The 26,447-nt window shown below is 60.1% G+C and carries 22 protein-coding genes; 8 read left to right on the top strand and 14 right to left on the bottom strand.

Annotated elements, in window-relative coordinates:
- The first annotated feature begins 35 nt into the window (after positions 1–35).
- Positions 36–776 carry a hypothetical protein gene (locus NNA36_RS07635; RefSeq protein WP_255105936.1) on the top strand — a complete coding sequence of 247 codons (741 nt, stop codon included), beginning with the start codon at positions 36–38 and terminating at the stop codon, positions 774–776.
- 43 nt (positions 777–819) lie between these two features.
- Here the strand turns inward: NNA36_RS07635 and NNA36_RS07630 are convergent, their stop codons facing one another.
- The 4 genes from NNA36_RS07630 to NNA36_RS07615 all read right to left on the bottom strand — a co-directional run bounded on the left by NNA36_RS07630 (position 820) and on the right by NNA36_RS07615 (position 4,471).
- On the bottom strand, positions 820–1,386 hold the full coding sequence (locus NNA36_RS07630) for a PA14 domain-containing protein (RefSeq protein ID WP_255105933.1): 567 nt from the start codon (positions 1,384–1,386) through the stop codon (positions 820–822).
- 44 nt (positions 1,387–1,430) lie between these two features.
- On the bottom strand, positions 1,431–2,090 hold the full coding sequence (gene gph, locus NNA36_RS07625) for a phosphoglycolate phosphatase (RefSeq protein ID WP_255105931.1): 660 nt from the start codon (positions 2,088–2,090) through the stop codon (positions 1,431–1,433).
- Between the two features lie 64 nt (positions 2,091–2,154).
- Positions 2,155–3,078, bottom strand: a complete 924-nt coding sequence (locus NNA36_RS07620; RefSeq protein WP_255105928.1) for an MBL fold metallo-hydrolase — start codon at positions 3,076–3,078, stop codon at positions 2,155–2,157.
- 163 nt (positions 3,079–3,241) lie between these two features.
- Positions 3,242–4,471 (bottom strand): urate hydroxylase PuuD, encoded by a 1,230-nt coding sequence (locus NNA36_RS07615; protein WP_255105926.1) that lies wholly within the window; start codon positions 4,469–4,471, stop codon positions 3,242–3,244.
- Between the two features lie 102 nt (positions 4,472–4,573).
- Here NNA36_RS07615 and NNA36_RS07610 point away from each other — a divergent pair, with 102 nt between their 5' ends.
- From NNA36_RS07610 to lpdA, 5 genes are all read left to right on the top strand, one after another.
- Entirely contained in the window at positions 4,574–5,476 is a 903-nt protein-coding gene (locus tag NNA36_RS07610; RefSeq protein WP_255105923.1) for a LysR family transcriptional regulator, read from the top strand.
- Positions 5,477–5,828: 352 nt separating this feature from the next.
- Positions 5,829–7,169, top strand: a complete 1,341-nt coding sequence (locus tag NNA36_RS07605; protein WP_255105920.1) for a uracil-xanthine permease family protein — start codon at positions 5,829–5,831, stop codon at positions 7,167–7,169.
- Between the two features lie 185 nt (positions 7,170–7,354).
- A complete protein-coding gene (gene aceE, locus NNA36_RS07600) occupies positions 7,355–10,009 on the top strand; it encodes a pyruvate dehydrogenase (acetyl-transferring), homodimeric type (protein ID WP_255105918.1) in 2,655 nt (884 codons plus the stop codon).
- Positions 10,010–10,032: 23 nt separating this feature from the next.
- Positions 10,033–11,289, top strand: a complete 1,257-nt coding sequence (gene aceF, locus NNA36_RS07595) for a dihydrolipoyllysine-residue acetyltransferase (protein WP_255105915.1) — start codon at positions 10,033–10,035, stop codon at positions 11,287–11,289.
- A 13-nt stretch (positions 11,290–11,302) separates the two neighbouring features.
- Positions 11,303–13,033, top strand: a complete 1,731-nt coding sequence (gene lpdA / locus NNA36_RS07590; RefSeq protein WP_255105913.1) for a dihydrolipoyl dehydrogenase — start codon at positions 11,303–11,305, stop codon at positions 13,031–13,033.
- Positions 13,034–13,239: 206 nt separating this feature from the next.
- On the opposite strand, the gene NNA36_RS07585 is transcribed toward lpdA, so the two are convergent.
- From NNA36_RS07585 to mgtE, 8 genes are all read right to left on the bottom strand, one after another.
- Positions 13,240–15,015: an SLC13 family permease gene (locus tag NNA36_RS07585; RefSeq protein ID WP_255105909.1), complete on the bottom strand. Its 1,776-nt coding sequence runs from the start codon at positions 15,013–15,015 to the stop codon at positions 13,240–13,242.
- 44 nt (positions 15,016–15,059) lie between these two features.
- Positions 15,060–15,950: a DMT family transporter gene (locus NNA36_RS07580; protein WP_255105907.1), complete on the bottom strand. Its 891-nt coding sequence runs from the start codon at positions 15,948–15,950 to the stop codon at positions 15,060–15,062.
- Positions 15,947–16,765 (bottom strand): TIGR00282 family metallophosphoesterase, encoded by an 819-nt coding sequence (locus NNA36_RS07575; protein WP_255105906.1) that lies wholly within the window; start codon positions 16,763–16,765, stop codon positions 15,947–15,949. The genes NNA36_RS07580 and NNA36_RS07575 overlap by 4 nt, the downstream gene beginning before the upstream one ends.
- Positions 16,766–16,868: 103 nt before the next feature.
- A complete protein-coding gene (locus tag NNA36_RS07570) occupies positions 16,869–18,866 on the bottom strand; it encodes a DEAD/DEAH box helicase (RefSeq protein WP_255105903.1) in 1,998 nt (665 codons plus the stop codon).
- Positions 18,867–19,049: 183 nt separating this feature from the next.
- Positions 19,050–19,349 (bottom strand): CcdB family protein, encoded by a 300-nt coding sequence (locus tag NNA36_RS07565; RefSeq protein WP_255105901.1) that lies wholly within the window; start codon positions 19,347–19,349, stop codon positions 19,050–19,052.
- Positions 19,349–19,579: a type II toxin-antitoxin system CcdA family antitoxin gene (locus tag NNA36_RS07560; protein ID WP_255105899.1), complete on the bottom strand. Its 231-nt coding sequence runs from the start codon at positions 19,577–19,579 to the stop codon at positions 19,349–19,351. Before NNA36_RS07560 ends, NNA36_RS07565 begins: the two co-directional genes overlap by 1 nt.
- A gap of 78 nt (positions 19,580–19,657) precedes the next feature.
- Positions 19,658–20,215, bottom strand: coding sequence for a 5-formyltetrahydrofolate cyclo-ligase (locus NNA36_RS07555; RefSeq protein WP_255105896.1), 558 nt, complete (start codon positions 20,213–20,215; stop codon positions 19,658–19,660).
- A 17-nt stretch (positions 20,216–20,232) separates the two neighbouring features.
- Positions 20,233–21,624 carry a magnesium transporter gene (gene mgtE / locus NNA36_RS07550; RefSeq protein ID WP_255105893.1) on the bottom strand — a complete coding sequence of 464 codons (1,392 nt, stop codon included), beginning with the start codon at positions 21,622–21,624 and terminating at the stop codon, positions 20,233–20,235.
- A gap of 244 nt (positions 21,625–21,868) precedes the next feature.
- On the opposite strand from mgtE, the gene guaD reads away from it, so the two are divergent.
- The gene (guaD, locus tag NNA36_RS07545) at positions 21,869–23,158 is read left to right on the top strand and encodes a guanine deaminase (protein ID WP_255105891.1); all 1,290 of its coding nucleotides are present in this window, start codon (positions 21,869–21,871) and stop codon (positions 23,156–23,158) included.
- Between the two features lie 46 nt (positions 23,159–23,204).
- Here the strand turns inward: guaD and NNA36_RS07540 are convergent, their stop codons facing one another.
- Together NNA36_RS07540 and NNA36_RS07535 are read right to left on the bottom strand one after the other, a co-directional pair.
- On the bottom strand, positions 23,205–25,025 hold the full coding sequence (locus NNA36_RS07540; RefSeq protein WP_255105888.1) for a BCCT family transporter: 1,821 nt from the start codon (positions 25,023–25,025) through the stop codon (positions 23,205–23,207).
- 247 nt (positions 25,026–25,272) lie between these two features.
- Positions 25,273–25,659, bottom strand: coding sequence for a nuclear transport factor 2 family protein (locus NNA36_RS07535; RefSeq protein WP_255105885.1), 387 nt, complete (start codon positions 25,657–25,659; stop codon positions 25,273–25,275).
- A gap of 196 nt (positions 25,660–25,855) precedes the next feature.
- Here NNA36_RS07535 and hisB point away from each other — a divergent pair, with 196 nt between their 5' ends.
- Entirely contained in the window at positions 25,856–26,443 is a 588-nt protein-coding gene (hisB, locus tag NNA36_RS07530; protein WP_255105883.1) for an imidazoleglycerol-phosphate dehydratase HisB, read from the top strand.
- Positions 26,444–26,447 lie beyond the last annotated feature (4 nt).

The following is a 26,447-nucleotide window of genomic DNA, read 5'->3' as shown; positions in this document are numbered from 1 at the left end:
ACTCTCCCCTGACCCAACCCGTCTCAGGTGCCTGCATGAACTTTGTCGTGGACAACCAACTCCCTCTCCTCCTTGGCTGTTTCGCCACAGGGATCGTCGCAACAGCTTTCCTGTTCCGCCTGCCCAAATCCTCCCGCGCCTGGAAAATCGCCGATCTCGTCTGGGTTCTTCTTGGCGGCATCGGCGCCGTCACCGCCATTCTCGCCGGCATCTACACCGAGGACACGGCCCGCCTCGACCGCCAGATCGACATCGCCTACACCGCCAGCCACGAGTTCGACGCCGACGCCGCCCGCTTCCGGCTGCGCTACTGCCTGTCGCCCCTTGATGATCAGGTCAGCACCCTGTGCGAAAAGGTCGAATTCCTCTCTGCCTCGACCGCAGGCAACAGCGACCTTCCCCTGTTCCTGACGGTCACCCGCGCCGCGGCCCCCCTGCAAGGGTTGAACTTTCTTGTCGGGCGCAGCGAGATGCCAGAAATGCAGGAAACCGCCAACGCCTTTGACCCGGCCGAGTTCCTGGCTTTCGAGCCGCGCGACGCGATCACCCGCCCCGCCCTCGCAAAGGTGCGCCTCTCGCAGCCGGTGATCGCCGCCGACTTCCAGATTCTTGCCGATTCCTACGACGAGCTGATCACACAGGTCAGCGAGCTGAAACAGGAATGGGAGTTCCTTCAGGACAACGCCCTGATCCTCGTGCTCCAGATCATCGCCCTATGCCTCGTGGCCTTCGCAGCCCCTTTCAGACTGGGTAAATCCCTCGTGGAACTGATCTAGCCACCGGCCACGAAAAAGGCGGCGCATTTCGGCCGCCCGCTCCCTAGTATCCGAAAACCGCGTTGGACACCTGCTTTCGCTTCGCCCCGTCCTTGCCCATCTCCATCTGAAGGCAACTGGTGCCCATCCGCTGGAAATAAACTGCCGAAAGCTTGTACCAGCCGGCGTCCTTGACCTCGACCCGGCGACGCCCCGCACTGCCACAGGGCGCGCGCTCGTCAAGCTTGGCAATCCGCTGCCCGCCAAGCGACAGATCCAGACCATCGTTCGAGAACATCTCGATCTCGTACACACCCGGCGCATCGAACTTCATGTAGCCGTTGATCCGCGCTGCCACCACATAGGCCTTGTCCGAGGTCATGACCTTGGCGCCTTCACGAGTATCAGGATAATCCAGACCCGCCAGCGGGCGCCCTGCCACGCCTTCTTTCTTCAACGCGGTACGCGCATCGCTCAGGGTCTTCACATCAATCGGATAAGCATAGGTCACCGCAAGGCCGGATTTCACCGACTTCGGCTGGGGATCGGCAAGTTCAAGAACCGGCGGCGCTGCCATGGCTGCACCTGCAAGCCCAAGAACCATCGCCGCCGTAAGCATCGCTTGTTTCATCATTCACTCCCTGTTTTGCCTAAGACTAGGCAAAACAGGGCGCGTCAGGCAACGTTTGCAAAGCTGTCTGATACGATTTTCACCAAGTCGTCATAGTCCGAGAACACCGCGGAGTGCAGGATTTCGTCAATTTCGCGCTTGCGATACCCTTCCGAGTACAGCGCAAAGGGGATTTCCGCACGCTGCGCCGTTTCCCCGTCAATCTCGCTATCCCCCACAAACACCACCTGCGTGGCGCCGATTTTCTCCATCGTGGCGATCAGCGGGGCCGGATCGGGTTTGCGCTGCGCCAGCGAGTCCCCTCCGATCACACCTTCAAAGAAATGATCGATCCCCATCGCCATCAGAACCTTGACCGCCGGGCCAAAGGGTTTGTTGGTGCAGACCCCCATCCGGTAGCCCTTGGCCTTCAAGGCAGCCAGCGCCTCTTCGACACCGGGATAAAGGCGCGAATGGGTCAGGTCCGCTGTTTCATAGACCTGCAGGATATCCGCCGTCAGGCGCGCATGATGTTCCATGCCCAAACCAAGATGCAGGATGACACGTTCCGTCAGCTTGGGAAGCCCGTCGCCCACAAAGGACTTGATCGTATCCACATCAAGCGCTTCCTGGCCTTCCTCGGCCAGCACGCGGTTCACCGACGCCTGAATATCCCAGACGCTATCAACCAGCGTTCCATCAAGATCGAAAATCACTGCCTGCATGATGGCCTCCTGTCTGCCCTGCCCCGTCATATCCGGGCAAGGCGCACAGGTCTACTGTTCGGGGTCACGCCCCCTGAGGCACAAAGCGATAGGCGTCGCCCGTGCGTTCGACATGTCCCATGCCGCCGCCCGGGAGGTGATAGCCGATGATCCGCGTCTTTTCGGCGCTCATCTGGTCCAGAAGGCTTTGCCGCGTGGCCGCTGCGGTCTCCTTGTCCTGATCCGACCCCGAATGCCAGCCCGGCGCGGCAAAGGCAACGTGGTGGTTGCCGATGGAATCCCCCACAACCATCACGCTCTCGCTGCCGGAGCGCAGCTCAAAAGCCATGTGGCCCGGCGTGTGACCGTAAGACGCCCGCGCCATCACCCCCGGCAGAATTTCCTGCCCCGCATCAAACAGGGTAATCGCGTCTTCCAGAACCTCCATCCGCCGCTTGGCTCCAACGGCCATCGTGGTTCGGGCTTCCTCGATGGTGTTCACGGTCTCGGGGTTCCACCAATAATCCCACTCGGACCGCCCCATCATGTGAACGGCCTCAGGAAACAGCGGATCGTCAAAATCATCCAATGCGCCCCAAAGGTGATCCGGGTGGCAATGGGTAAAGACAACGTGGGTCACATCCTCGACCGCCACACCCGCTTCGTCCAGCGAGTCCACCAAAAGCCCTGCGCTCTCCTGAAACGCCGGACCCGAGCCCGTATCAAAAAGGATTGTGCGCTCACCGTCCTGAAGCAGCGTTACATTGCATTCAGGCGTCAACGGCCCGTCGCCAATCCCGTTCGCAGCAAGGATCGGCGCCAGCTTGTCTTTCGGCATCGGCCCGAAAATGAAATCCCCCGGCAGGTTCAGATTGCCATCCGACAGTGTCGTGATTTTCATGCTGCCGATCTCGGCCTTGTCCGAGGCCAGCGCCAGCTTGCCTCCCATGCCGGCCAGGGCCGTTCCTGCAACTGCCCCCTGAAGCAGTTGTCTCCGCGTCATTGCCATTTGAATGATCCTCTCCTCACCTAGGCGAATTGCCTACATGCTGACATTCAAATGTGTGAATTACAATATCTTCATTCTTTGGAAACATCGGTAAACGCCCATCAAGACGGACACCGCACCTCCGCAATACCGACGTAATACCGACGTTGCACCGACGCGGGTTTCAGCCCCGCTGCGCCGCCTTGAACCACCGCACGATGGCCGCCCGTTCTTCGGGCTCCATCCAGCTCACATTGGCCGGCGGCATGGCCGTGCTCAGCCCGGAATGCAGGTAGATCCGCTTGGCCTGAAAGGCAATTTCTTGTGGAGTTTCAAGGAGTACCTGCTTCGGCGCATGGCCAATCCCGTCAAAGCCAGGCTCTCTTGCATGGCACATCGAACACCGCCCCAACACGATGTCGATCACCTCGTCAAAACCCTCTGCTTCGGCATAAACCGCCTCCGCCGGCGTAAACGCCCGCGCCTCCTCCTCATCGTAATCCGAAACCTCCGGCCCCGCCGACGAAAGCAGGATGATTGCTGCAAACAAGGCCGCGGTCGCGCCCCAGGTCCACCACTTCATACCGCCGCGCGCATGCATCGTGTTGAAGAAATGCCGGATCGTGACGCCCATGAGGAATACCAATGCGGCGATGATCCAGTTGTACTCGGTCGCGAAGGCCAAGGGATAATGGTTTGACAACATGAGGAAAATCACGGGCAAGGTGAGATAGTTGTTATGTGTCGACCGCAGCTTGGCAATCTTGCCGTACTTCGGATCAGGCTTTCGCCCCGCCTTCAGATCCGCCACCACGATCCGTTGATTGGGCATGATTATGAAAAACACGTTCGCCGTCATGATCGTTGCCGTGAAAGCGCCAAGATGCAGCATCATGGCGCGGCCCGTGAAGACTTGTGTATACCCCCACCCCATGACCACAAGCAGCACAAACAACAACAGCATCAAAGCTGTCGGATTCTGCGCCAGTCCGGATTTGCAAAGCCGATCGTAAACCAGCCAACCGATGGTTAGTGAAACCGCTGAAATGCCGATCCCCTGCCACAGGCTCAGCTCCGACTTGGTGGCATCGATCAGGTACATTTCTCCGCCAACCCAGTAGACCGCCATCAAAAGCGCCGCACCACTCAACCAGGTTGAATAGCTCTCCCATTTGAACCATGTCAGATGTTCGGGCATTGCCTCAGGTGCAACAAGGTACTTGCGGATATGGTAAAACCCGCCGCCGTGCACCTGCCACTCTTCTCCATCCGCCCCGCCAAGCTCTCCATCGCGACGTAAACCCAGATCCAAGGCAATGAAATAAAAAGAAGATCCAATCCATGCGATAGCCGTAATCACATGCAACCAACGCAGGGCGAATTCCACCCAATCCCACAGGAACACAAAATCCATACCCGGCCCTTCCGTGACTTTTTCGCAAATTAACGTGACACACGATTATCCGCTATCGTAGAAAAAACCCGAACAGCTTCAAAGAAAACCAAAAAATAACAAATGTCCTACCTCGACAATATCCGAACCTTCGTCCGTGTCTACGAATTGGGCAGCATGTCCGCAGCCGCCCGCGATCAACGTATCTCGGCGGCGGTGGCCTCGTCGCGAATTTCCCAGCTGGAAGAATACCTTGGGGTCAGACTTTTCATGCGCACCACGCGACAGTTGAATGCAACGGAACAGGGTCAGATATTCTACTCGGGCGCCTGCAAAATTCTCGAAACCATCGACGAGGCAGAGGCCGCGGTCTCTTCTGTCACCCAGTCCCCGCGCGGCACTTTGTATGTCGCCGCTCCACTGGGGGTAGGACGACGCCTGATTGCCCCACATATACCCAGCTTCAAGAAAGCCTATCCTCTAGTTGACCTGAGATTGCGCCTGTCGGATCGAAAGTTGGATCTGACCGCCGAGGGACTGGACGTGGCGTTTTTTCTTGGTCTGCCCGAGGACAGTACTTTGCGTATTAGGAAAATTGCCGATTGTCCCCGCATACTGTGCGCATCGCCTGCCTATATTCAGGAACGCGGCATGCCCACGCAACCGGAAGACCTCATTAACGGAACGCACGATGCACTTAATCTTCGCTATCCCGGGGCACCCGAATTTCAGTGGCAGCTCCAGACGCAAGACGGCACCAAGAAATTTGCCGTAAAGGGTCCGTTTGAAACTGACGACGGAGACGTTTTGACGAATTGGGCACTTGACGGGCAGGGCATTGTTCTAAAACCCGTTTTTGAAGTGGCCGAACACCTCAAGTCCGGCTCTCTTGTGCCCGTGTTGACGGATAATCTCCCAATTCCCATCCAGATGGCCTGCCTCTATACGCATCGCCGTCACCAGGACCCCAAGACCCGATTGTTTATCGATCACATGGTGGAACGTATTCAGCAAGAGCTTGTCTGATCCGAGCCAATCCAAGGCTCCCGCAGGACAAAAAATCCAAAGTTTGTAAACACCTGCCCCATCGTTAGCGGGCTAAATTTTTGCGCGGCGCCCAAATTTCGGCCGGCCTGCCCCAAGCCGCATCACAAGTCACAAAGAGAACTTTCAGGAATTCCTTGAAAGTCCTGCTTACAGCTCTGCTGTAGGATGCGTCGAAACCGCTACCAGGGATCTGCGCAACCTTATCATGCGCCCGGTCAAAAGCATCTTTGGTGGCAGGCCTCCGATGGCAGGGTCCCAGACCCGGCCCAATCACCCAAAGCCGCACGTCAAACGAAGGCGGCGAACACCCCATACAACAGGAGAAAAACGTATGGATACGACTACGACAGGGACGACACCAAATCTCAAGGATCCCAACTACACCCCTCAACTGGCACAGGCTGTGCCGCTTGGGTTGCAACATGTCTTGGCGATGTTTGCCTCGAACGTGACGCCCTCCATTATCGTTGCCGGGGCCGCTGGTCTTGCCTTTGGCGGCGCGGAGCAAGTTTACCTGATCCAGATGGCAATGCTTTTCGCGGGCGTTGCCACGCTGTTTCAGACAATCGGCATGGGCCCGATCGGCGCACGCCTGCCCATCATGCAGGGCACGAGCTTTGCATTTGTCGGCGTTTTGGCCGGTGTGGCCGCCACCCAAGGACTTGGGGTCGCACTCACGGCTTGCATCATCGGCGGGGCAATTCACTTTGCACTTGGCTCGGTGATCGGTAAGCTTCGCTGGCTGTTCCCCCCGCTTGTCACCGGCCTGGTCATTCTGGCCATCGGGCTCTACCTGATCCCGGTCGCAATCAAATATGCCGCTGGAGGCGCGGCCAAGTTCCAGATGGAAGCAGAGAGCTTTGGCTCCCTGATGCACTGGTCGGTTGCCCTGACGGTGGTCATTGTTGCTTTGGGCGTGAAGTTCTTTGCTAAGGGCACGCTTTCGAATGCGGCGATCCTGATCGGTCTGATCGCAGGCTATATCCTTGCCTACTTCCTCGGCATGGTGAATTTCGCCGCCGTTGGCAAGGCATCCTGGGTCACTGGTATCACACCGCTGCCCTATGGATTTGAGTTCAGCCTTGGAGCCGTGATTGCAGTGACTCTTGTTTCGGTGGTTTCGGCAATCGAGACCGTTGGCGATGCTTCGGCAACCGCAAAGGCCGGTGCGGGGCGGGATGCCACCGACGCCGAGATCCAGGGCGCGACCTATGCTGATGGTTTGGGAACCGCCGTTGCGGGCGTATTTGGGGGCCTGCCGAATACCTCGTTCAGCCAGAACGTGGGCATCGTTGGCATGACCGGCATCATGAGCCGTCACGTCGTAACCATCTCGGGCCTGATCATGATCGTCTGTGGTCTGCTTCCCAAGATCGGAGCCATCATTGCCTCGATGCCCCTGCCGGTTCTTGGTGGAGGTGTGATCGTGATGTTCGGCATGGTGGCCGCCGCGGGCATGAACGTTCTGTCCGAAGTTCAGATGAACCGCCGCAACATGGTGATCATCGCCGTGTCGCTGGCCGCAGGTCTGGGTCTGAACCTTGTCCCCACTGCGGTTCAGTATCTTCCCGGTGTGGTCAAGACTCTCATGACGTCAGCCGTGGCACCAACAGCTCTCTGTGCTGTTGTTCTGAACCTCGTTCTCCCACATGAGGACAACTCGGCGACCTAGACAGCCCCACATCAAAAAATCAAAGGCGCTGTGACGGTCTTCACAGCGCCTTTTTTGTTTTCCAGCCCCTAAACCAAGTCTCCCATCTGACGCATGGCAGCTATGTCTGTAGTGGACTAGCTAGATTGTTTAATATTAAACTATAAGCGAGCAACGCTACGTCAAACAGGAGGAGGACGCTGCGAATGGCGACCCAATTCGAAGACATCGACCCAATTGAAAGCCGTGAATGGCAAGAAGCCGTCGAGGATGTAATTGCACGCGACGGTGCCGAACGCGCCCATTATTTGCTGGATAAAGCTGTTCAACAGGCCCGCGCATCCGGGGCCAACCTGCCCTTCTCGGCAACCACGCCCTACCAGAACACCATCCCTGCAGATGACCAGGAAGAGTTTCCCGGCGATCTGGAAATGGAATGGCGCATCCGCACCATCAACCGCTGGAACGCCATGGCGACTGTTGTACGTCGCAATAAGGAATCCAGCGAATACGGCGGCCACATCGCCTCCTTCGCCTCTTCGGCGGTCATGTATGATATAGGTTTAAACCATTTCTGGCGCTCCAAGTCTGCGATCCACGGTGGCGACCTTGTTTTCTTCCAGGGTCACGTGATCCCCGGCATCTACGCGCGGTCTTTCATGGAAGGGCGCATCAGCGAAGAGCAGCTTGAGAACTTCCGTTCGGAGGTTGCCGGCAACGGCCTGTCCTCCTACCCCCACCCTTGGTTGATGCCCGACTACTGGCAGTTCCCGACCGTCTCGATGGGTCTTGGCCCGCTCATGGCGATCTACCAGGCGCGGTTCATGAAATACATGCACAACCGCGGCCACATCGACATGGCCGACCGCAAGGTCTGGTGTTTCCTTGGCGATGGCGAGATGGACGAACCGGAAAGCCGTGGCGCCATCGACCTCGCGGTGCGCGAGGGCCTCGACAACCTGATCTTCGTTGTGAACTGCAACCTGCAACGCCTTGATGGTCCGGTGCGCGGCAACCACAAGATCGTTCAGGAACTGGAAGGTGACTTCCGTGGTGCCGGCTGGAACGTGATCAAGCTCCTCTGGGGCAAGGGCTGGGATGAGCTTCTCGAGAAAGACACCACCGGCAAGCTGCGCCAGCTCATGGATGAAACCGTGGACGGCGACTACCAGACCTTCAAGTCGAAGGACGGTGCCTATATTCGTGAACACTTCTTCGGCAAATACCCCGAAACCGCGAAGCTGGTTGAGGACTGGACCGACGAACAGATCTGGTCGCTGCGCCGCGGTGGTCACGACCCGCAAAAAGTGTACACGGCGTTCAAACGTGCCAGCGACACCAAGGGCACCCCGACCTGCCTTCTGGTCAAGACTGTCAAGGGCTACGGCATGGGGTCTGCTGGTGAAGGCATGAACATCACCCACCAGCAAAAGAAACTCGCAGAAGACCAACTGCGTGCTTTCCGCGACCGTTTCAAAATCCCGGTAAGTGATGAAGATCTGCCCAAGGCACCGTTCGTTCAACTGAACAACGCCCAGAAAGCCTATCTCGCGGATCGTCGTAAAGCTCTGGGTGGTGAATTCCCCAAACGCTTCCACGATGCGCCGAAACTCGAAATTCCCGCGCTCGAGAAGTTCGATGCCCAGCTCAAGGGCACCGGGGATCGCGAGATTTCGACGACGATGGCCTTTGTCCGCATCCTGACCACGCTGCTGCGTGACAAGAAGATCGGCAAGAACGTGGTTCCGATCGTTCCGGACGAAAGCCGTACCTTTGGCATGGAAGGCCTGTTCCGTTCGGTGGGCATCTACAACCCGGAAGGGCAGAACTATACGCCGGAAGATGCCGACCAGATGATGTACTACAAGGAATCGACCAACGGTCAGGTTCTTCAGGAAGGCATCAACGAAGCCGGCGCAATGGCCGACTGGATCGCCGCTGCCACTGCCTATTCGAACCACGGCGTGCCGATGATCCCGTTCTTCATCTACTACTCGATGTTCGGCTTCCAGCGGATCGGCGATCTGGCCTGGGCCGCAGGTGACAGCCGTGCGCGTGGCTTCATGCTTGGCGGCACCGCAGGGCGCACAACCCTGAACGGTGAAGGCCTTCAGCACGAAGATGGCCACAGCCACATCCTGGCCGGTACCATCCCGAACTGCGTCAGCTATGACCCGACCTTCCAGTACGAGGTTGCGGCCATCGTACAGCATGGTCTGAAGCGGATGTACGAAGATCAGGAAGACGTGTTCTTCTACCTCACTCTGATGAACGAGAACTACAGCCACCCGGATATGCCGATGGGTGTCGAAAACGAGATCATCAAAGGGCTTTATCGTTTCAAAGAGGTTAAGAAGCCGTCCAAGAAACACGTCACCCTCATGGGATCGGGCACCATTCTGGTTCAGGCCATCAAGGCTGCCGAGATGCTGGAAGCTGATTTCGGCGTGACTTCGGAAATCTGGTCGGCGACCAGCTACAACGAACTGGCGCGAGATTGCCAGGACGTGGCGCGCTGGAACCGCCTGAACCCGCTGGAAGAGCAGAAAACCTCTTTCGTGGCTGAGCAGCTTGCCAAGGCCAAGGGTCCGGTCATCGCGGCCACCGACTACATGAAGAACTATGCAGAGCAGATCCGCACCTGTGTTCCGGGCCGCTACACGGTGCTTGGCACCGACGGGTTCGGCCGGTCGGACAGCCGTGTAAATCTGCGCCGTTTCTTCGAGGTGGACGCAAACCACATCGCAGCAGCCGCCATGGTGGACCTGTTCCGCGAAGGCAGCATCACCAAGAAAGTGCTGGAAGAGGCGCTTGCCAAATATGACATCGACGGCACCAAGCCGAACCCGCGCCTGGTGTGATCGGGAAGAGAGGAGATTGAACAATGACTGTTGAAGTAAAAGTTCCCGATATCGGTGATTTCTCGGAAGTTCCGGTTGTTACCATCTTGGTCAGCGTAGGCGACGTGATCGCGGAAGAAGACCCGATTGTTGAGCTGGAAAGCGACAAGGCCACGATGGAAGTGCCCTCGTCTGCGTCGGGCAAGGTTGTCGAGATCAAAGTCGCCGAGGGTGACTCGGTTTCTGAAGGCTCGCTCCTGCTTTTGGTGGAAGGCGAAGGCGCGGCGGAAGCCCCAGCCGAAACCGCCCCGGCAGCGGCGCCTGCCGCCGCTCCGGCAACTCCTGCGGCTCCGGCCCCTGCCCCGGCAGCGGTAACCGATGCGGGCTTTGGCAAGGCGCATGCCTCGCCGTCTGTGCGCGCCTTTGCCCGCCAGCTTGAGATCGACCTGTCAAAAGTCAACGGCACCGGCCGCAAGGGCCGTATCCTGCGCGAAGACGTCACGGCCTTCCTGAAATCCTCGACGGCCGCCGCTCCGGCAGCGGGTGGTGCGGTTCAAGGCGGCATGGGCATTCCGCCGATCCCCGCGGTCGACTTCTCGAAGTTCGGGCCGGTCGAAGACGTGGACATGCCGCGCATCAAGAAGATTTCGGGCCCTGCCCTGCACCGTTCGTGGCTCAACGTGCCCCACGTGACGCACAACGACGAGGCCGATATCACCGACCTCGACAAATACCGCAAGGAAATGGACACCTTGGCCAAGGAAGACGGCTATCGCGTGACCCTGCTGTCCTTCGTGATCAAAGCCTCGGTTTCGGCGCTCAAGCAGCACTGGGAAGTGAACTCGTCGATCCATCCCGACGGCGACAAGCTGATCAAGAAAGACTACTACAACATCGGCTTCGCGGCGGACACGCCGAACGGCCTTGTTGTTCCGGTCATCAAGGATGCCGATCGCAAGGGTCTTGTCGAGATTTCCAAGGACCTGATGGAGCTGTCGGGCAAGGCGCGCGCAGGCGAGCTGAAGTCGGCGGACATGTCGGGCGCCACCTTCACGATCTCGTCGCTGGGCGGTATCGGCGGCACCTCGTTCACTCCGATCGTGAACGCGCCGGAAGTGGCCATCCTTGGCCTGACGCGCTCGAAAATGGCACCGGTCTGGAACGGCGAAGAGTTTGTACCGCGCCTCATGCAGCCGCTGAGCCTGAGCTATGACCACCGCGCCATCGACGGTGCCCTGGCCGCACGCTTCTGCGTGACGCTCAAGACCCTGCTCGGCGACATGCGCAAGCTGATGTGGTAAGGAGGACGACACAATGGAAGTTCAAGTCCCTGATATTGGTGATTTTTCCGACGTTCCCGTGATCTCGATCCTGGTTTCGGTTGGCGACACTGTCGCCGCCGAGGACCCGCTGATCGAACTGGAGAGCGACAAGGCCACGATGGAAGTGCCCTCGCCCGCAGCGGGCGTGGTCAAGGAAATCAAGGTTGCCGAAGGCGACACTGTTTCCGAAGGCACGGTCATCATGGTGTTCGAAGGTGCAGCGGCGGAAGACGCCCCCAAGGCAGACGCGCCTGCGGCTCCGGCCGCACCGCAAGCCGTGGCAGCAACAGGCACCGCGACCGGGGCGGGCGACGTTCATGCCGAGGTGGTGGTTCTGGGCTCCGGCCCGGGTGGCTATACCGCGGCGTTCCGCGCGGCGGACCTTGGCAAGAAGGTTGTCCTGATCGAGAAGGACTCGTCGCTTGGTGGCGTCTGCCTCAACGTCGGCTGTATTCCGTCCAAGGCCCTTCTGCACGCGGCCAAGGTCATGACCGAGGCCGAAGAGATGGCCGATCACGGCATCACCTTTGCCAAACCGGAGGTCGATCTCGACAAGCTGCGCGGCTGGAAAGAGAGCGTTATCAACCAGTTGACAGGTGGTCTTGCGGGTCTGGCCAAAGGGCGGAAGGTTCAGGTCGTCAATGGCTATGGCACCTTTACCGGGCCGAACATGATCGAGGTCGACAACGACGGCGAAAAATCCACTGTCAGCTTTGACCAGTGCATCATCGCCGCCGGGTCCGAGCCGGTGACCCTGCCCTTCATCCCGCATGACGATCCGCGGGTGATCGACTCGACCGGTGCACTGGAACTGGAAGATGTTCCCGGTCGCCTGCTGGTTCTGGGTGGCGGGATCATCGGTCTGGAAATGGCAACCGTTTATGATGCGCTTGGCTCTGACGTGACCATCGTTGAGTTCATGGACCAGATCATTCCCGGTGCCGACAAGGACATCGTCAAGCCGCTGCAAAAGCGCATTGAAGCGCGCTATGAGGCGGTGCTGACCAAAACCAAGGTCACGGCTGTTGAGGCAACCGACGAAGGTCTTAAAGTGACAATGGAAGGTCCGGACGGCGAGAAGGTGGATACCTTCGACAAGCTGCTGGTGGCTGTCGGACGTCGCCCGAATGGTGCCAAGATCAATGCTGGTGCGGCTGGCGTGGCTGTGGACGAGCGTGGCTTTATCGCGGTCGACAACCAGCAACGCACTGGTGTGCCTCATATTTTTGCCATCGGTGACGTTGTTGGCCAGCCCATGCTGGCGCACAAGGCCGTGCATGAGGGCAAGGTTGCGGCAGAGGTCTGCGCGGGTCACAAGCGCTTCTTTGATGCCCGCGTCATCCCCTCGGTTGCCTATACCGATCCCGAGGTTGCCTGGGTGGGTGTCACCGAGACGCAGGCCAAGGCGGAAGGCATCAAAGTTGGCAAGGGCGTGTTCCCATGGGCTGCCTCGGGTCGCTCGCTGTCGCTGGGTCGCTCAGAGGGGATCACCAAGGTCATCTTCGACGAAGACGGCGACCGTGTGATCGGTGCCGGTATCGTGGGCCCCAACGCTGGCGACCTGATCGCCGAGGTGGCGCTGGCCATTGAAATGGGCGCTGATGCCGTTGATCTGGGCCATACGATCCACCCGCACCCGACGCTGTCGGAGACGGTGAACTTTGCCGCTGAAATGTTCGAAGGCACCATCACCGATTTGATGCCGCCGAAGAAGCGGAAGTGATCGGTATCGCAGTTCAATGACAAAGGGCCGCCCGTTTGGAGCGGCCCTTTTCGAATCAAGGGGTTAACTGGTCTGAGGCCCTGAAAACCCAACGTCGGTATTACGTCGGTATCGTGACGGTATTGCGGAGGTGCGGAGTTTGGAAATTCCGCGGTTTCGCAAACGCACGTTGCCTTTTGACGAAGGAAAGGGTCTGGCCGCCAGGATCACAGCGGCCAGAAAAACGGGATCAGAAGTGATGCAAGCAGACCGACGCTGAGGTTGAGCGGGATGCCCACCTTCATGAAGTCGGTAAACCGGTAACCGCCGGGGCCATAGACCATCATGTTGGTCTGGTAGCTGATCGGTGTCGCGAAGGTGGCGCTTGCCGAGATCATCACGGCCACGACAAGCGGGCGCGGGTCGATGCCAAGCGAGGTGGCAATACCGATGGCCACCGGCGTCAGAACAACCGCAACCGCGTGGTTGATGGTTTCCGACAGCACCGAGGTCAGAAGGTAGATCGACCAGACGATGAAGAACGGCGAGAGTTCCGCGATATAGGGCGTGATGGCATGTACGATCAGCTCGATCGCGCCCGAGGTCTCGAGCGCCGTGGCCACCGCCAGCATGGCGAAGATCAGGGCAAGCAGGCGCCCATCGACAAAGCCGAAGGCCTCGTCACTGTCGATACAGCGGGTCAGGAAGACCAGCGCCATTGCCAGAACCGCGAGGAGCAGGATCGGGGCGACACCAAAGGCCGCGAGAGCCACGATGCCCGCCAGCGCACCAATTGCCAGGGGCGCATGGCTGCGGCGGTAGGCACGGTCCGTGGGTTTGGACACGTCGAGCATGTTCATCTCGGTCGACAGGCGCTGAATGTCTTCCGGAGAGCCTTCGAGAAGCAGCGTGTCACCGGGCTGAACCATCAGGTCGTCAAGCTGGCGGCCGATGTTCTTGTCGCGACGGTGCGCAGCGATGACGTAGACACCGAAACGACGGCGCAGACGCAGTTCGCCAAGGCGGCGGCCAACCATCTTGCAGTTTGGCGTGATGAGGGCTTCGACGGTGGTGGTTTCAACGGCCGAAACCTGATCGACGCGCTTGAGGCTCTTGTTGCGTTGCAGGCTCAGAAGTTCGGTCATCTTCGTGCGCAGGACCACACGGTCGCCAACCTGAAGGGTGACACCATCAAGGTTGCGGCGCAGCGAGGCATCGCCGCGGATCACGTCGACAAGGCGCACGCCGTCGCGTTTGAACAGCTGAACACCGGTGACTTCACGCCCGATCAGGTTGGATTCCGGCGGCACCACGGCTTCGGTGAAGAATTTCTTCGAGGCCTTGTCGGACAGGAGGTCGGACATGCTGCCTCGGCTGGGCAACAGGCGGGGGGCGATGACGCTGAGGTAAAACGCGCCCCAAAGCGCGAGGATCGCAGCCAGCGGCGTGACCTCGAAAATGGTGAAGGGTTCCATGCCGCGCGAACGGGCCACACCGTCAACCAACAGGTTGGTCGAGGTGCCGATAAGGGTCAGACAGCCGCCGAGGATCGCCGCATAGGACAGCGGGATCAGCAGCTTGCTGGCCGAGACGCCCAGTTTGCGCGAGAGCTGAATAAACACGGGGATCATGACCACCACAACGGGGGTGTTGTTCATGAAAGCAGAGGCGATCATCACGAACCCCATGAGGGCGCCAATCGCGATTAACGGGCTGCGTTCGGCCTGGGATTCCGCGAGTTGGGTAAACCAGTCGAGGGCCCCTGTGCGCACCAGCGCGCCCATGACGATAAACATCGCCGCAATGGTCCAGGGGGCCGGGTTCGACAGGACGTGCAGCGCCTCGTCATAGGGCAGAAGGCCAAGGATCAGCAGCACCGATGCGCCTGCGATGGCAACCACCTCTGCCGGATAGGCTTCGCGCATGAAAAGGGCGAACATGCACACCACGACGCCCATGGCGAGGTATGCTTGAGTTGTCTGAGAGAAATCAAAAAGGTCCATTCGTCTTCCGAAATTTGCCTGCGATCACAATTGCCGATGCCCACCTAGGAGGCAAGCACATCCTTGCGCCGGGGCTGTACCATAAACATTCCAACAAGAATAAGAAGCAAAGAGGCCCATACCCAACCCGAGTAGCGTTCGGACAACAGGAGCATGGACCAGATTACGCCCATGCCGGTTACGACATAAGCGACTTGCGACGCAAAGACTGCGCCAGCCTGTGAAACCAGCCAGACATAGCCAGTGTAAACGGCCACGTGGATGACCGCCGCCCCGAGAATTGCAAACTCGGGCGCATTCCATTCGGTGCGCGGGTCGATGAACTGGCCTGAGCCAATGGCCAGCGGCAGGGCGATGATCGCTCCGAGGACGGACGCCCCAAAGAGCACATGGCCGGGGCCAAGACCCTGCATGCCGACCTTGGCCACGATATTGCCTTCGAGCCCGTAGCAAAGCGGGGCGACCAGTGCGATGGGAATCCAAAGTGCCATGCCGGCTTCGGGCAGGCTGTCGGGGCCGACCAGAAGCACAACGCCGGCAAGGCCCGCAGCCAGCCCGCCAAGGCGCAGCCAGTCGAAACTGTCGGTGCGCAGGGCCATCGCGATGGGAAAGGCAAAGATCGGCACCAAGGAGATGCAGACCGCCATCACCCCTGCCGGGAGATGCGCCGCGGCGCGGAAGGAGAAGGTGTTCGGCAGGACCGTTCCCAGCAGCGCCACCATCAGGAAGAACCACAGCTTGCCCCGTGGCATACCGACGGGTTTGCCCCGGATCACGCGGAACAGGCCAAGCGCGACGGCACCGATGGCCATCTGCCAGAAGATCAGGCCAAGCGGTTCGTAGCCTTCGCTGACGGCGACCTTGGTCAGCGGGATGGTCAGCCCCCACCCCGACCCGAGCAGGAGCAGGATGGCGAAGAAGTGCCGCTGGTTCATGCAGGTCCGGCCTGCGTGAGGCGTCCGCCCTGACGGACCATTTCGATACGGGTGGCCGCACCAGTGCGATCGTCGGTTTCCACATAGACACCGGACAGCGTGGCTTCGCCCAAGGCGGGCGTAAAGCGGGCTTTGGGCATACCGGTGACAAAGCGGCGCATGGGTTCGGTTTTTTCCATGCCGATCACCGAATTGTAGTCTCCGCACATGCCGGCATCGGACTGGAAAGCGGTGCCGTTCGGCAGGATCTGGGTGTCAGCCGTGGGAACGTGGGTGTGGGTGCCGACCACGAGCGAGGCACGGCCATCACAGAAGTGGCCCATCCCCATCTTTTCCGAGGTCGCCTCGCAATGCACATCGACGATGGAGGCCTGCACCATGCCGCCGCGCGGATGCTTGCGCAGGATCGTGTCAATCGCAGAAAACGGATCATCGAAGGGGCGCTTCATGAAGACCTGGCCCAGCACCTGTGCCACCAGCACCTTGCGTCCGCCGCGTGCCTCGAAGACGCGGTATCCCCGCCCCGGCACATCACCGTGGGCATAGTTCTGCGGGCGAATGATGCGCGGTTCGGTCTGGATGAACTGCATCATGTCTTTCTGGTCGAAGGCGTGATCGCCAAGGGTGATGCAATCGGCCCCGGCATCCAGCAGGATCTTGGCATGGTCGGCGCTGAGCCCCATGCCGTTCGAGGCGTTCTCGCCGTTGACTACTACGAAATCGAGCCGCCAGTCTTCACGAAGCCGCGGCAGAGTATCTTTCACGGCAGCGCGCCCCGCACGCCCCATGACATCGCCCAAAAAAAGAATTTTCATGGCCCCATGCCGTAGCCGTTTGGCTGCGCACGGGCAAGAGGGCACGACAGGTCGCGATGCGGTTTTAACGCGCCAAAGGGACGCGACCTGACGTTATGGCGGGTTACTTGCGGCCGCCCTTGCGCTTTTCTGCGGCCTTGGCCTTGGCAGCCGCCGCAGCGCGGGCCTTGTTTTTCTTGCTGTTGGGCTTGCCGACGGGCGGCGGCGGGCCTTTGGGCTTGCGCGGTTTCGATGGCGCATCTGACTTGGCCCGGCGCGGCATGTCGTTGCCGCCCTGTTTGCCGGGTTTGCCTTGTGGTTTGCCCTGCGGCTTACCCTGTGGTTTCGCCGCGCGGTGTACGTCGGGATCGGCTTTGCGGGGCGGCTTGCCCGGTTTGGACTTTCGGGTCTCGCCCTCGCCGCCCTTGGCATCCTCACGCGGTGGGCGCGGCTTGTATCCGTCGTCCTTGCGCGGTTTACCACGATGCGGCTTGGAGCCGAACTTGCCCGACGGCTTGCCGCCAAAGCGCGGTTTGCCGCCTTGCGGGGCAAGTTTGGGCTCTTCGGCGAGACGTGTCAGAGCGGCGCCATCTTCGACTTTCATCTCGGCGCCGATGGCGGCAAGGAAGCCGTCGACACTGGCCTCGAGAATCTGGACGTAGGTCTGATCCTTCTGGACGCGGATTGCGCCGATGTCATCCTTGGTGATGTCTCCCATCTTACAGAGCATCGGCAGGACACGGCGCGGCTCGGCCCCGGCGTCATGACCGCCTTCGATCGAGAACCAGACGCTTGGCCCGAAATCCTTGTGCAGGGGGCGTTTCTTTTCGAACTCGGACAGCTCTTCCGGCGCGGTGTGAATCGAGTGCAAAAGGCGCAGGTAAGCGGCGGCGATCTGCTCGGCGCTGAAGGCCTCGGTCAGCTTGGTGACGGTGTCGAGATCGCTTTCGGCAATGGGTTCCGCCCAGACCGGATCGGCAAACATGCGTTCCTCGTCGCGGGCCTTGACCTCATCCGCAGAGGGCGCGTTGTTCCATTCTGCCGTAAGCTTGGCCCAGCCAAGGATGCGCTCGGCCTTCTTACGGCTTTTCTTAGTCACAACCAGCGCGCTGACGCCCTTGCGCCCTGCCCGACCAGTACGGCCCGAGCGATGCAAAAGGGTTTCATGGTTCGACGGCAGTTCGGCGTGCACCACGAGATCGAGTTTCGGTAGGTCGATGCCGCGAGCCGCCACATCGGTGGCCACGCAGACCTGCGCCCGACCGTCGCGCATGGCTTGCAGCGCATGGGTGCGTTCGCTTTGCGAGAGTTCACCGGAGAGCGCAACGACGTTAAAACCACGGTTCGACAGGCGCGTGGTCAGGCGGTTGACCATGGCGCGTGTGTTGGCAAAGACGATGGCGTTGGGTGCCTCGTAGTAACGCAGCGTGTTGATGACGGCGTTGTCCACGTCGCGGTCGGCCACCAGCATCGCGCGGTATTCGATGTCGGCGTGCTGGGTCGCTTCGGATTTGGCAACCACGCGGATGGCGTCGCGCTGGTAGCTTTGGGCCAGCGCGGCGATGGATTTCGGGACCGTGGCCGAGAACAACAGGGTCTGGCGGTCTTCGGGCGCTTCGCCAAGGATGAATTCGAGGTCTTCGCGGAAGCCGAGGTCAAGCATCTCGTCGGCCTCGTCCAGAACCACGGCGCGGATTTGCGAGAGGTCGATGCTTTCGCGCATGATGTGGTCGCGCAGGCGGCCCGGTGTGGCGACAACGATATGCGCGCCGCGCGCCAAGGCGCGACGTTCATCGCGCATGTCCATGCCACCGACACAGGAGGCCACAAAGACACCCGCTTCGGCATAGAGCCAGCCGAGCTCGCGCTTGACCTGAAGGGCCAGTTCACGGGTTGGCGCGATGACGAGCGCCAGCGGTGCGGCGGCCGGGCCAAAGACCTCTTCTTCGCCCAGAATGGTGGGCGCGATGGTCATGCCGAACGCCAGCGTCTTGCCAGAACCGGTCTGGGCCGAAACCAGCAGGTCCGCCCCTTCGTACTCGGGGTTGAGAATGGCCTCTTGCACGGGGGTGAGCGAGGTGTAGCCGCGTTTGTCCAGCGCGGTCTGAAGGGCGTTTTTCACGACGGTGTCTTCTTTGTCTATCCGGGGGTGCCATCAAGGCAGCGTCGCATGACCCTTGCCACGGGGGCGATCATGATCTGGCCATCTCGGGGAGCGGTAAAGCCCGCGCCTTAGCCCATTGGCGCGGGTTTGTATAGGGGGGATAGGATGCGCGGGCTGCAAACCCGCCTTGCGGCGGGCCGTTCAAAACCCGACGAACACCATGTCGAGCGCGTTGATCACCTCGCCAGAGCGCTCCGCGACATTCACCACCGGGGGTGGTAGTTGCGCGGTGGGTACCGCGGCCAGAAACTGGGTGACCATAACATGTGGTGTTCCATCGATTGTGAAAACCGGATTTAGGCGCTTTGCCGGTTCTGGCGCGTCGCCCAAAGGCATAAGGGGCACCACGACCCGGGTATTCAGTTGCTCCAGGAGATCACTTTGAACGTCGAGCAGATATCCGTTCCCATCGGGATTGGGGCTGACGTCGAAGCGTGCCATCAGAAGGCGCGGTATTTCTGAAGCGGGAGACCGTTTTCCTCAACCCAAGCGTTCGAGCTTTGCAGCGCCGTTGCGTTTTGCTTTTTCCAATGCTCTGCCTTGGCCTCTTTCACAGCCTGACGAAGGCCCGTCTCAGCAGCCTGTGACAGGTTCACGCCGAAAGAGCGGGCCTCTTTCAAGAGTCCCTGATCAAGAGTGAGGTTAGTGGGTTTCTTGGTGGCGGTTTGCATGGTGACCCCGTCAGCAACGTATGCACATAAGGTATGCGCATATCGATCTCAGGTCAAACTGCGCACCCTTGAGCGTGGCTATTTGAACGTACGCACGCCGCTTTCGGTGATGATCATGTCGAGCGGCTGGTCGGTGGGCTCAAGCGGCAGGCTCTCGGCTTCCTGTGCGTCGAAGGCAAAGCCGATGGCGAGCGTGGCGCGGCGGGCGCGCAGGCGTTCGAGGGTGCGGTCGTAGAAGCCGCCGCCATAGCCCAGACGGCCGCCATTGGCATCGAAGGCCACCAGCGGGACGATGACGATCTCGGGATCAAAGTAATTGTCCTCGACCGGCACCTGCGCACCGAAGGGGCCTTCGCGCAGGGGGCCGTCGGGTTCCCAGCGGGAAAACTCCAGTGGCATCGCCTCGCCCTGAATGACCGGCACGCCGACGGGGCCGTGCGCGGCGGCTTCGGCCATGGCGGGCAGCGGGTTGATCTCGGTCCGGATCGGCATGTAGCCCGCGACGGGCACGCCGCGATAGCCTGCGAGGACTTCGGAAAGATGGGCGGACTGGCCGGGTGCAGCGGCGTGAAACGCCTCTTTGCGGCGGGCAAAGGCGGCCTTGCGGGCGGCGGCCTTGATCTCGGTCAGATCCATGAAATTCCTCGTTTTTCTTAGGTCAGAACGGCGGCGGCAAGCCCCAGGAAGGCAAAGAAGCCGACAACATCCGTGACCGTTGTCACGAAAGAGCCGGAGGCCAGGGCCGGGTCAACGCCGACCTTTTCCAACAACACCGGAATGACCGTTCCGGCAAGCCCGGCCACGACCAGATTGATCACCATCGCGACAGCTATCACATAGCCAAGCTGGGCAGAGCCGAACCAGATGACGCCAACAACGCCCATCACGACCGCAAAGGCGAGGCCGTTGAACAGGCCGACAAGGCATTCTCGACGGATCACGCGCCAGACGTTGGCGCCGGTAAGGTCCTTGGTGGCAATGGCGCGCACCGCAACCGTCAGCGACTGGGTGCCGGCATTGCCGCCCATCGAAGCGACGATCGGCATCAGGACGGCCAAGGCGACAAAGCGGCCAATGGTGTCTTCGAACTGGGCGATCACCAGCGATGCAAGGATCGCGGTCACAAGGTTCACGGCAAGCCACGGCAGGCGCTGTTTGGTGGTGTCGACAACCGTGTCGGACATCGAGCTTTCGCCAACACCGGCAAGGCGCAGGATGTCTTCCTCGTGCTCCTCGTCCAGAACGATCATGGCGTCGTCGATGGTGATCACACCCACGAGGCGTTCGTTTTCATCAACAACCGGGGCCGAGATCAGGTGGTACTGGTTGAAGGCATAGGCCACGTCTTCCTCGTCCTGATAGACGGGGATGACCTGAAACATCTCTTCCATGATGTCCTTGAGCAGGACTTCGCGGCGCGAGCCCATAATGCGGCCCAGCGTGACATTGCCGATGGGGCGCATGCGCGGGTCGACAAGGATCACGTGGTAGAACTGTTCCGGCAGGTCGTCGGCATTGCGAAGGTAGTCGATACATTGCCCCACGTTCCAATGCTCGGGTGCCCACGCGGTTTCGCGCTGCATGAGACGACCAGCGGATTCCTCGGGATAGGACAGCGCCTGTTCGACGGCGACACGGTCGGCATCTTCGAGAACCTCGAGGATGGCTTCCTGCTGGGGTTCATCAAGGTCTTCGACGAGGTCGACAACGTCATCGGAATCAAGATCCCGCACCGCTTCGGCAAGGACGTCGGGTTTCAGGACCGACATGACCTCTTCGCGGATGTTTTCATCCAGTTCCGAGAGGATGTCACCGTCGAATTCACGGTCATAGAGTTCGATCAGGCGGCGACGGTCAAAGGCGTTGATCTGTTCCAGCACGTCGGCGATGTCGGCCGGGTGCAGAGGGTCCATCAGCGCGGTCAGCTGGTCCTTGTCGTGAACCTCCACCGCGTAGAGGATCGCGGAGACAACCTTGGGATCGAGCGCGTAGACGTCTTCGTCGGCTTCGACTTCGGGGGTGATCTGGTCGGTCGCTTGGCTCATGGTTCACCCTCCAAGTGTTCTGCTCGTGGCCGGACAATAGGGGAAAATTCGGGGGAAACTCAACGGAAAGCGACGGAATTTTCGAGATTTTTCACAATCTTCGGGCATGTGGCCCAAGGGGGCGGCAGGATTTTCTGGAAACCCTTTAAACACCTATTTCAGATGGGGCGTTTCGAGCGGTGGTCGCTTCCCGTATACCCCGAAAGGCTTTAGACTCGGAATGCGCGAATGCAAGGAGACAGGGATGAGCAAGGCAGTGCTTTTGCTGGGGCAGACGCTGGGGTTCACAGGCAACCCGTTCGACATGGCCGTCGAGGACGCGGCGGTTTTCCGGCGGCGCGGCGGTGTTCTGGTGGAAGACGGCAAGATCGCGGCCGTGGGCGAAGGCGATGACCTGCGCGCAGCCCATCCACAGGCCGACGTGGTGGATTACGGTGACGGGCTGATCTGCGCCGGGTTCGTCGATGCGCACGTGCATTATCCGCAGACCGGTATCATCGCGAGTTGGGGCAAGCGGCTGATCGACTGGCTGAACAGCTATACCTTTCCCGAAGAAATGCGTTTTGGCGATCCGGCCTATGCCGCCGAGATGGCAAAGCTGTATTTTGACCTGACCCGCTCGCATGGCGTGACGACGATGGTGAGCTATTGCACCATCCATCCGGAATCGGTGGATGCCTTCTTTGGCGAGGCAAGCGCACGTGGACAGCGAGTGGTGGCTGGCAAAACCTGCATGGATCGCAATGCACCCGAGGGGCTTCGCGATACGGCGCAGCTGGCCTATGACCAGAGCAAGGCGCTGATCGAGAAATGGCACGGCGTCGACCGGATTTCTTATGCGATCACGCCGCGGTTTTCCCCGACCTCGACACCCGAGCAACTGCGGGCGCTTGGCGACCTGTGGGCGGAACATCCCGAGTGCCTGATGCAGACCCACCTGAGCGAACAGACCGACGAAATCGAGTGGGTCAAGGGCCTGTTCCCCGAAGCACGCGATTATCTGGATACCTACGAGGCCTTTGGGCTGCTTGGTGAAAAGGGCCTTTATGGTCATGCCATCCACCTGGAAGAGCGTGAAAAGGCGCGACTTCGAGAGGTTGGCGCGGGCCTGATCCATTGCCCGACCTCAAACACCTTTATCGGCTCGGGCCTGTTCGACATGGGCGGGTTGATGGCCGATGGCCAGCGTGTGGGTCTGGCAACGGACACGGGCGGCGGATCAAGCTTTTCAATGCTGCGCACCATGGCTGCGGCCTATGAGGTGGCGCATCTGCGGCACAATTCGCTGCATGCGGCACAGCTTTTGTGGCTGGGTACGGCGGGATCGGCCAAGGCGCTGCATATGGAAGACAAGATCGGCAATGTCGCGGAAGGCATGGAAGCCGATCTGGTGGTGCTGGATCTGGCCTCTACCCCCGATATCGCACAACGCACGAACCGCGCCGAGGATATTTGGGAAGCTCTGTTCCCGACGATCATGATGGGCGATGACCGGGCGATCCGGGATGTCTGGATCAACGGAACGCGCGGATAGAAAAACCGGGCAGGATCTCCCCTGCCCGGCTTTGATGCTTGTTTGCTTATTCTGCGGCAGCCGTGGACGCGGCGGCGTCACGCTTCTGGTCGCGGAACAGCGCCTTGGCGAGCGAGACGCACATCAGGCCCATGACCATGGTGAACGGCAGTGCACCGATGATCATCGCATTGCGCAGCGCATCCAGCGGGTTGTTTTCACCAGCCGCCAGCAACAGCGCACCGATGACCGAGGTCAGGATCAGGCCCCAGATGATCTTGTGCTTATTGCCGATCTCCTGATCACCGCCCGACATGATGGTGTTCATCACGAGGATGCCCGAGTCAGCCGAAGTGACAAGGAAGGTCAGGATCAGCACAACGCACATCACGGTGATTGCCGACAACAGACCGCCTTCGAGCATCTGGCCCAAGGTCACGAACAGTTTGGCCGTGTTGGACGCGCCGATGATGGCCCCTTCTGCGTTGCCGGTCAGCTCCAGATCGATCGCGGTGCCACCGAGGATGGTCATCCAGGCAAAGCAGACCAGTGCCGGGGCGAAGACGCAGCCGATGATGAACTCGCGCACGGTACGACCTTTGGAGATGCGGGCCAGGAACAGGCCGACAAAGGGCGAGAAGGCAATCCACCAGGCCCAGTAGAAGGTGGTCCATCCAGCCTGCCAGCCGAACAGACGCTGGTCGGCGCCGGCGTCATAGGCTGCACGAAGGGTGTCTTCGTCGAGGGCGGCTGCATCACCGCTGAGGCCAGCAACAAAGCCGTCATAGCTGCCCCAGGCGTTGCGCGCGCCATCCGCGAGGGCGGCGGCGTGCGGCTGGGCGGCTTCAGGCAGGGCTGCCGAGAAGGCCTCGACCGACTGGGGGTTGTAGGCTTCGAAGCTCAGGGAGATGAAGTTCAGGATGTAGTCCACCATCGCCGAGGCATAGGTGGTCATTGCGAACAGGAACGAGCCGAAGACAACGAAGGTCAGCAGCAGGATGATCGAGAGTACGAGGTTGAGGTTGGAGAGGTACTTCACCCCGCGGCCAACACCCGACACGGCCGAAATGATCGAGAGGCTCATGATCACGAGAAGACCGGCAATCAGGCCAACGGTGGCCGGCGCGGGTGCGTCCCCGGTCATGTCCATCATCCACTCCATGCCAGTGATCGCATAGAGGCCGTCGATGAACTGCGAGACGCCAAAGCCGATGGTGACCGACACGCCGAGAATGGTCGCAACCACACCCAGAACGTCGACGACGTGGCCGAGGAAGCCGTTCATCAGCTTGCCGAACAGCGGCGTCAGCGCGGAGCGGATGGTCAGCGGCATGTCACGGGTATAGGCGTAGTAGGCCAACGACAGGCCGGTCACCACATAGATCGCCCAGGCGTGGAAGCCGTAGTGCAGGAAGGTGTAGCGGAAGCCGGAGGTCAGCGCCGCTTCGGTGTTGCCAGCTACATCGCCGGCGACAACAACGGGGTTCGACCCCCAGAGGCCCAGCGGCTCGGCAGTTGCAAAGACCATCAGGCCGACACCCAGACCGGCACCGAACATCATCGAGAACCAGGAGAAGTTCGAGAACTCGGGCTTTTCGCCGGGGGTGCCCATGATCCGTTTGCCGGTTTGCGGCAGTAGGGCCACGATAAAGAGGAAGAACGCAAACAGGCCGACAATGATGATGTAGAAGGCGTTGAACCCTTCAAGGAGGGCCCAGTTCAGGCTGCCCAGAACACCGTTGGCATTTGCCGGCCAGACCAGTGCCCAGATGACCAGTGCCACCATGATGCCCTTGCTGAGAAAGGCGATTGCGAGGCTGTGCCCCTGGTAGAAGCCGCTTGCGGCCTTGCGGATCTCAAGATCCGTGAATGGGGGTTTTATAGACATACGCGTTACTCCCTGCTGTTGAATATTCCGGCCATCCTTTCGTCTGTTCGGCGTTTGCATTGGTTTGCCAGCGGTATGATTGTGCCTTTTTGCGACACAAAACGCACAAACCGACCACGATTTGGGCAAAAACTATACGCAACGGTATGGAATCATCTCGGGCGCGGCACGAAATGCGACAAAAGCGACTCGGTCGGAGCCGGGAACCGGCAGCGCTCACATGTTATTTTTGAAATATGTCAGAGACTTAGAAAAGGCCGTTGTCATTGGCGCTTTCTGAAGGGACGATCTGGAGAACGTCCCAATGTTCGACAACCTTGCCGTTTTCATCGAAGCGAAAGATGTCAATTCCGGCGTAATCTTCGTCCCCCGGCCAGATCTGGTGGCAATGCAGCACCACGTAGTCGCCCTCGGCAATCGCGCGTTTGAAGTGCACCTGTTTGTCCGGATACTCAGACGCCATGCGCTCAAAATATGCGACGAAGGCCTCTTTGCCGTCGCCAACATGCGGATTGTGCTGAATATAGTGATCCCCCACATAGGTGGTGATCGCCTGCCGCGGTTTGTTCTGGTTGAACATCATGTCGTAGAACGCCATCGCGTTGGCCTTGTTCTGTTCCTGCCGGGTTGCCATGAGAGGCCCCTTTCCTGTCTGCTGTCACACCGTCAGAATGCCGGATCGTGTGCCTGTCCTGTCAACCAGGCACATTGAGGATACCAGCTACGCAATGGCGCATTTGGCACGGGTTCGGGGAATTGACAGCTTGTCCTCTTGGCCTGTGCCCATGTGCCGCCTATAAGGGCCTCGCAACAAACAAGGATCACGACAGATGCGCAGCGCAGAGGTCAGCCGCACAACGGCGGAAACCGAAATCACGGTGCAGATCAACCTCGACGGCACCGGGGTGTATGACAACCAGACCGGCGTGGGGTTCTTCGACCACATGCTGGACCAGCTGTCGCGCCATTCGCTGATCGACATGACCATCCGCGCCAAGGGCGATTACCACATTGACGATCACCACACCGTCGAAGACGTGGGCATCGCGTTGGGTCAGGCGTTGACTCAGGCGCTTGGCGACAAGAAGGGCATTCGCCGCTATGCGGCGTGTCACCTGCCGATGGATGACGCGCAGGTGCGCGCGGCGCTCGATTTGTCGGCGCGTCCCTACCTGATCTGGAACGTCGAGATGCCGACCCAGAAGATCGGCACCTTTGATACCGAGCTTGTGCGCGAGTTCTTTCAGGCGCTGTCGACCCACGGCGGGATCACCCTGCACGTGGACCAGATTCACGGCTTCAACAGCCACCACATTGCCGAGGCCACCTTCAAGGCCGTGGCCCGTGCGCTGCGGGACGCGGTCGAGACCGATCCGCGCAAGGCAGATGCCATTCCGTCGACCAAAGGGGCGCTGTAAGCCA

Origin of the sequence: Shimia sp. CNT1-13L.2 (genome assembly GCF_024331145.1) — a bacterium.
Lineage (GTDB): Bacteria > Pseudomonadota > Alphaproteobacteria > Rhodobacterales > Rhodobacteraceae > Shimia.
Note: the sequence above shows the minus strand (reverse complement) of the source record. Positions and strands in the feature narration are given on the sequence as shown.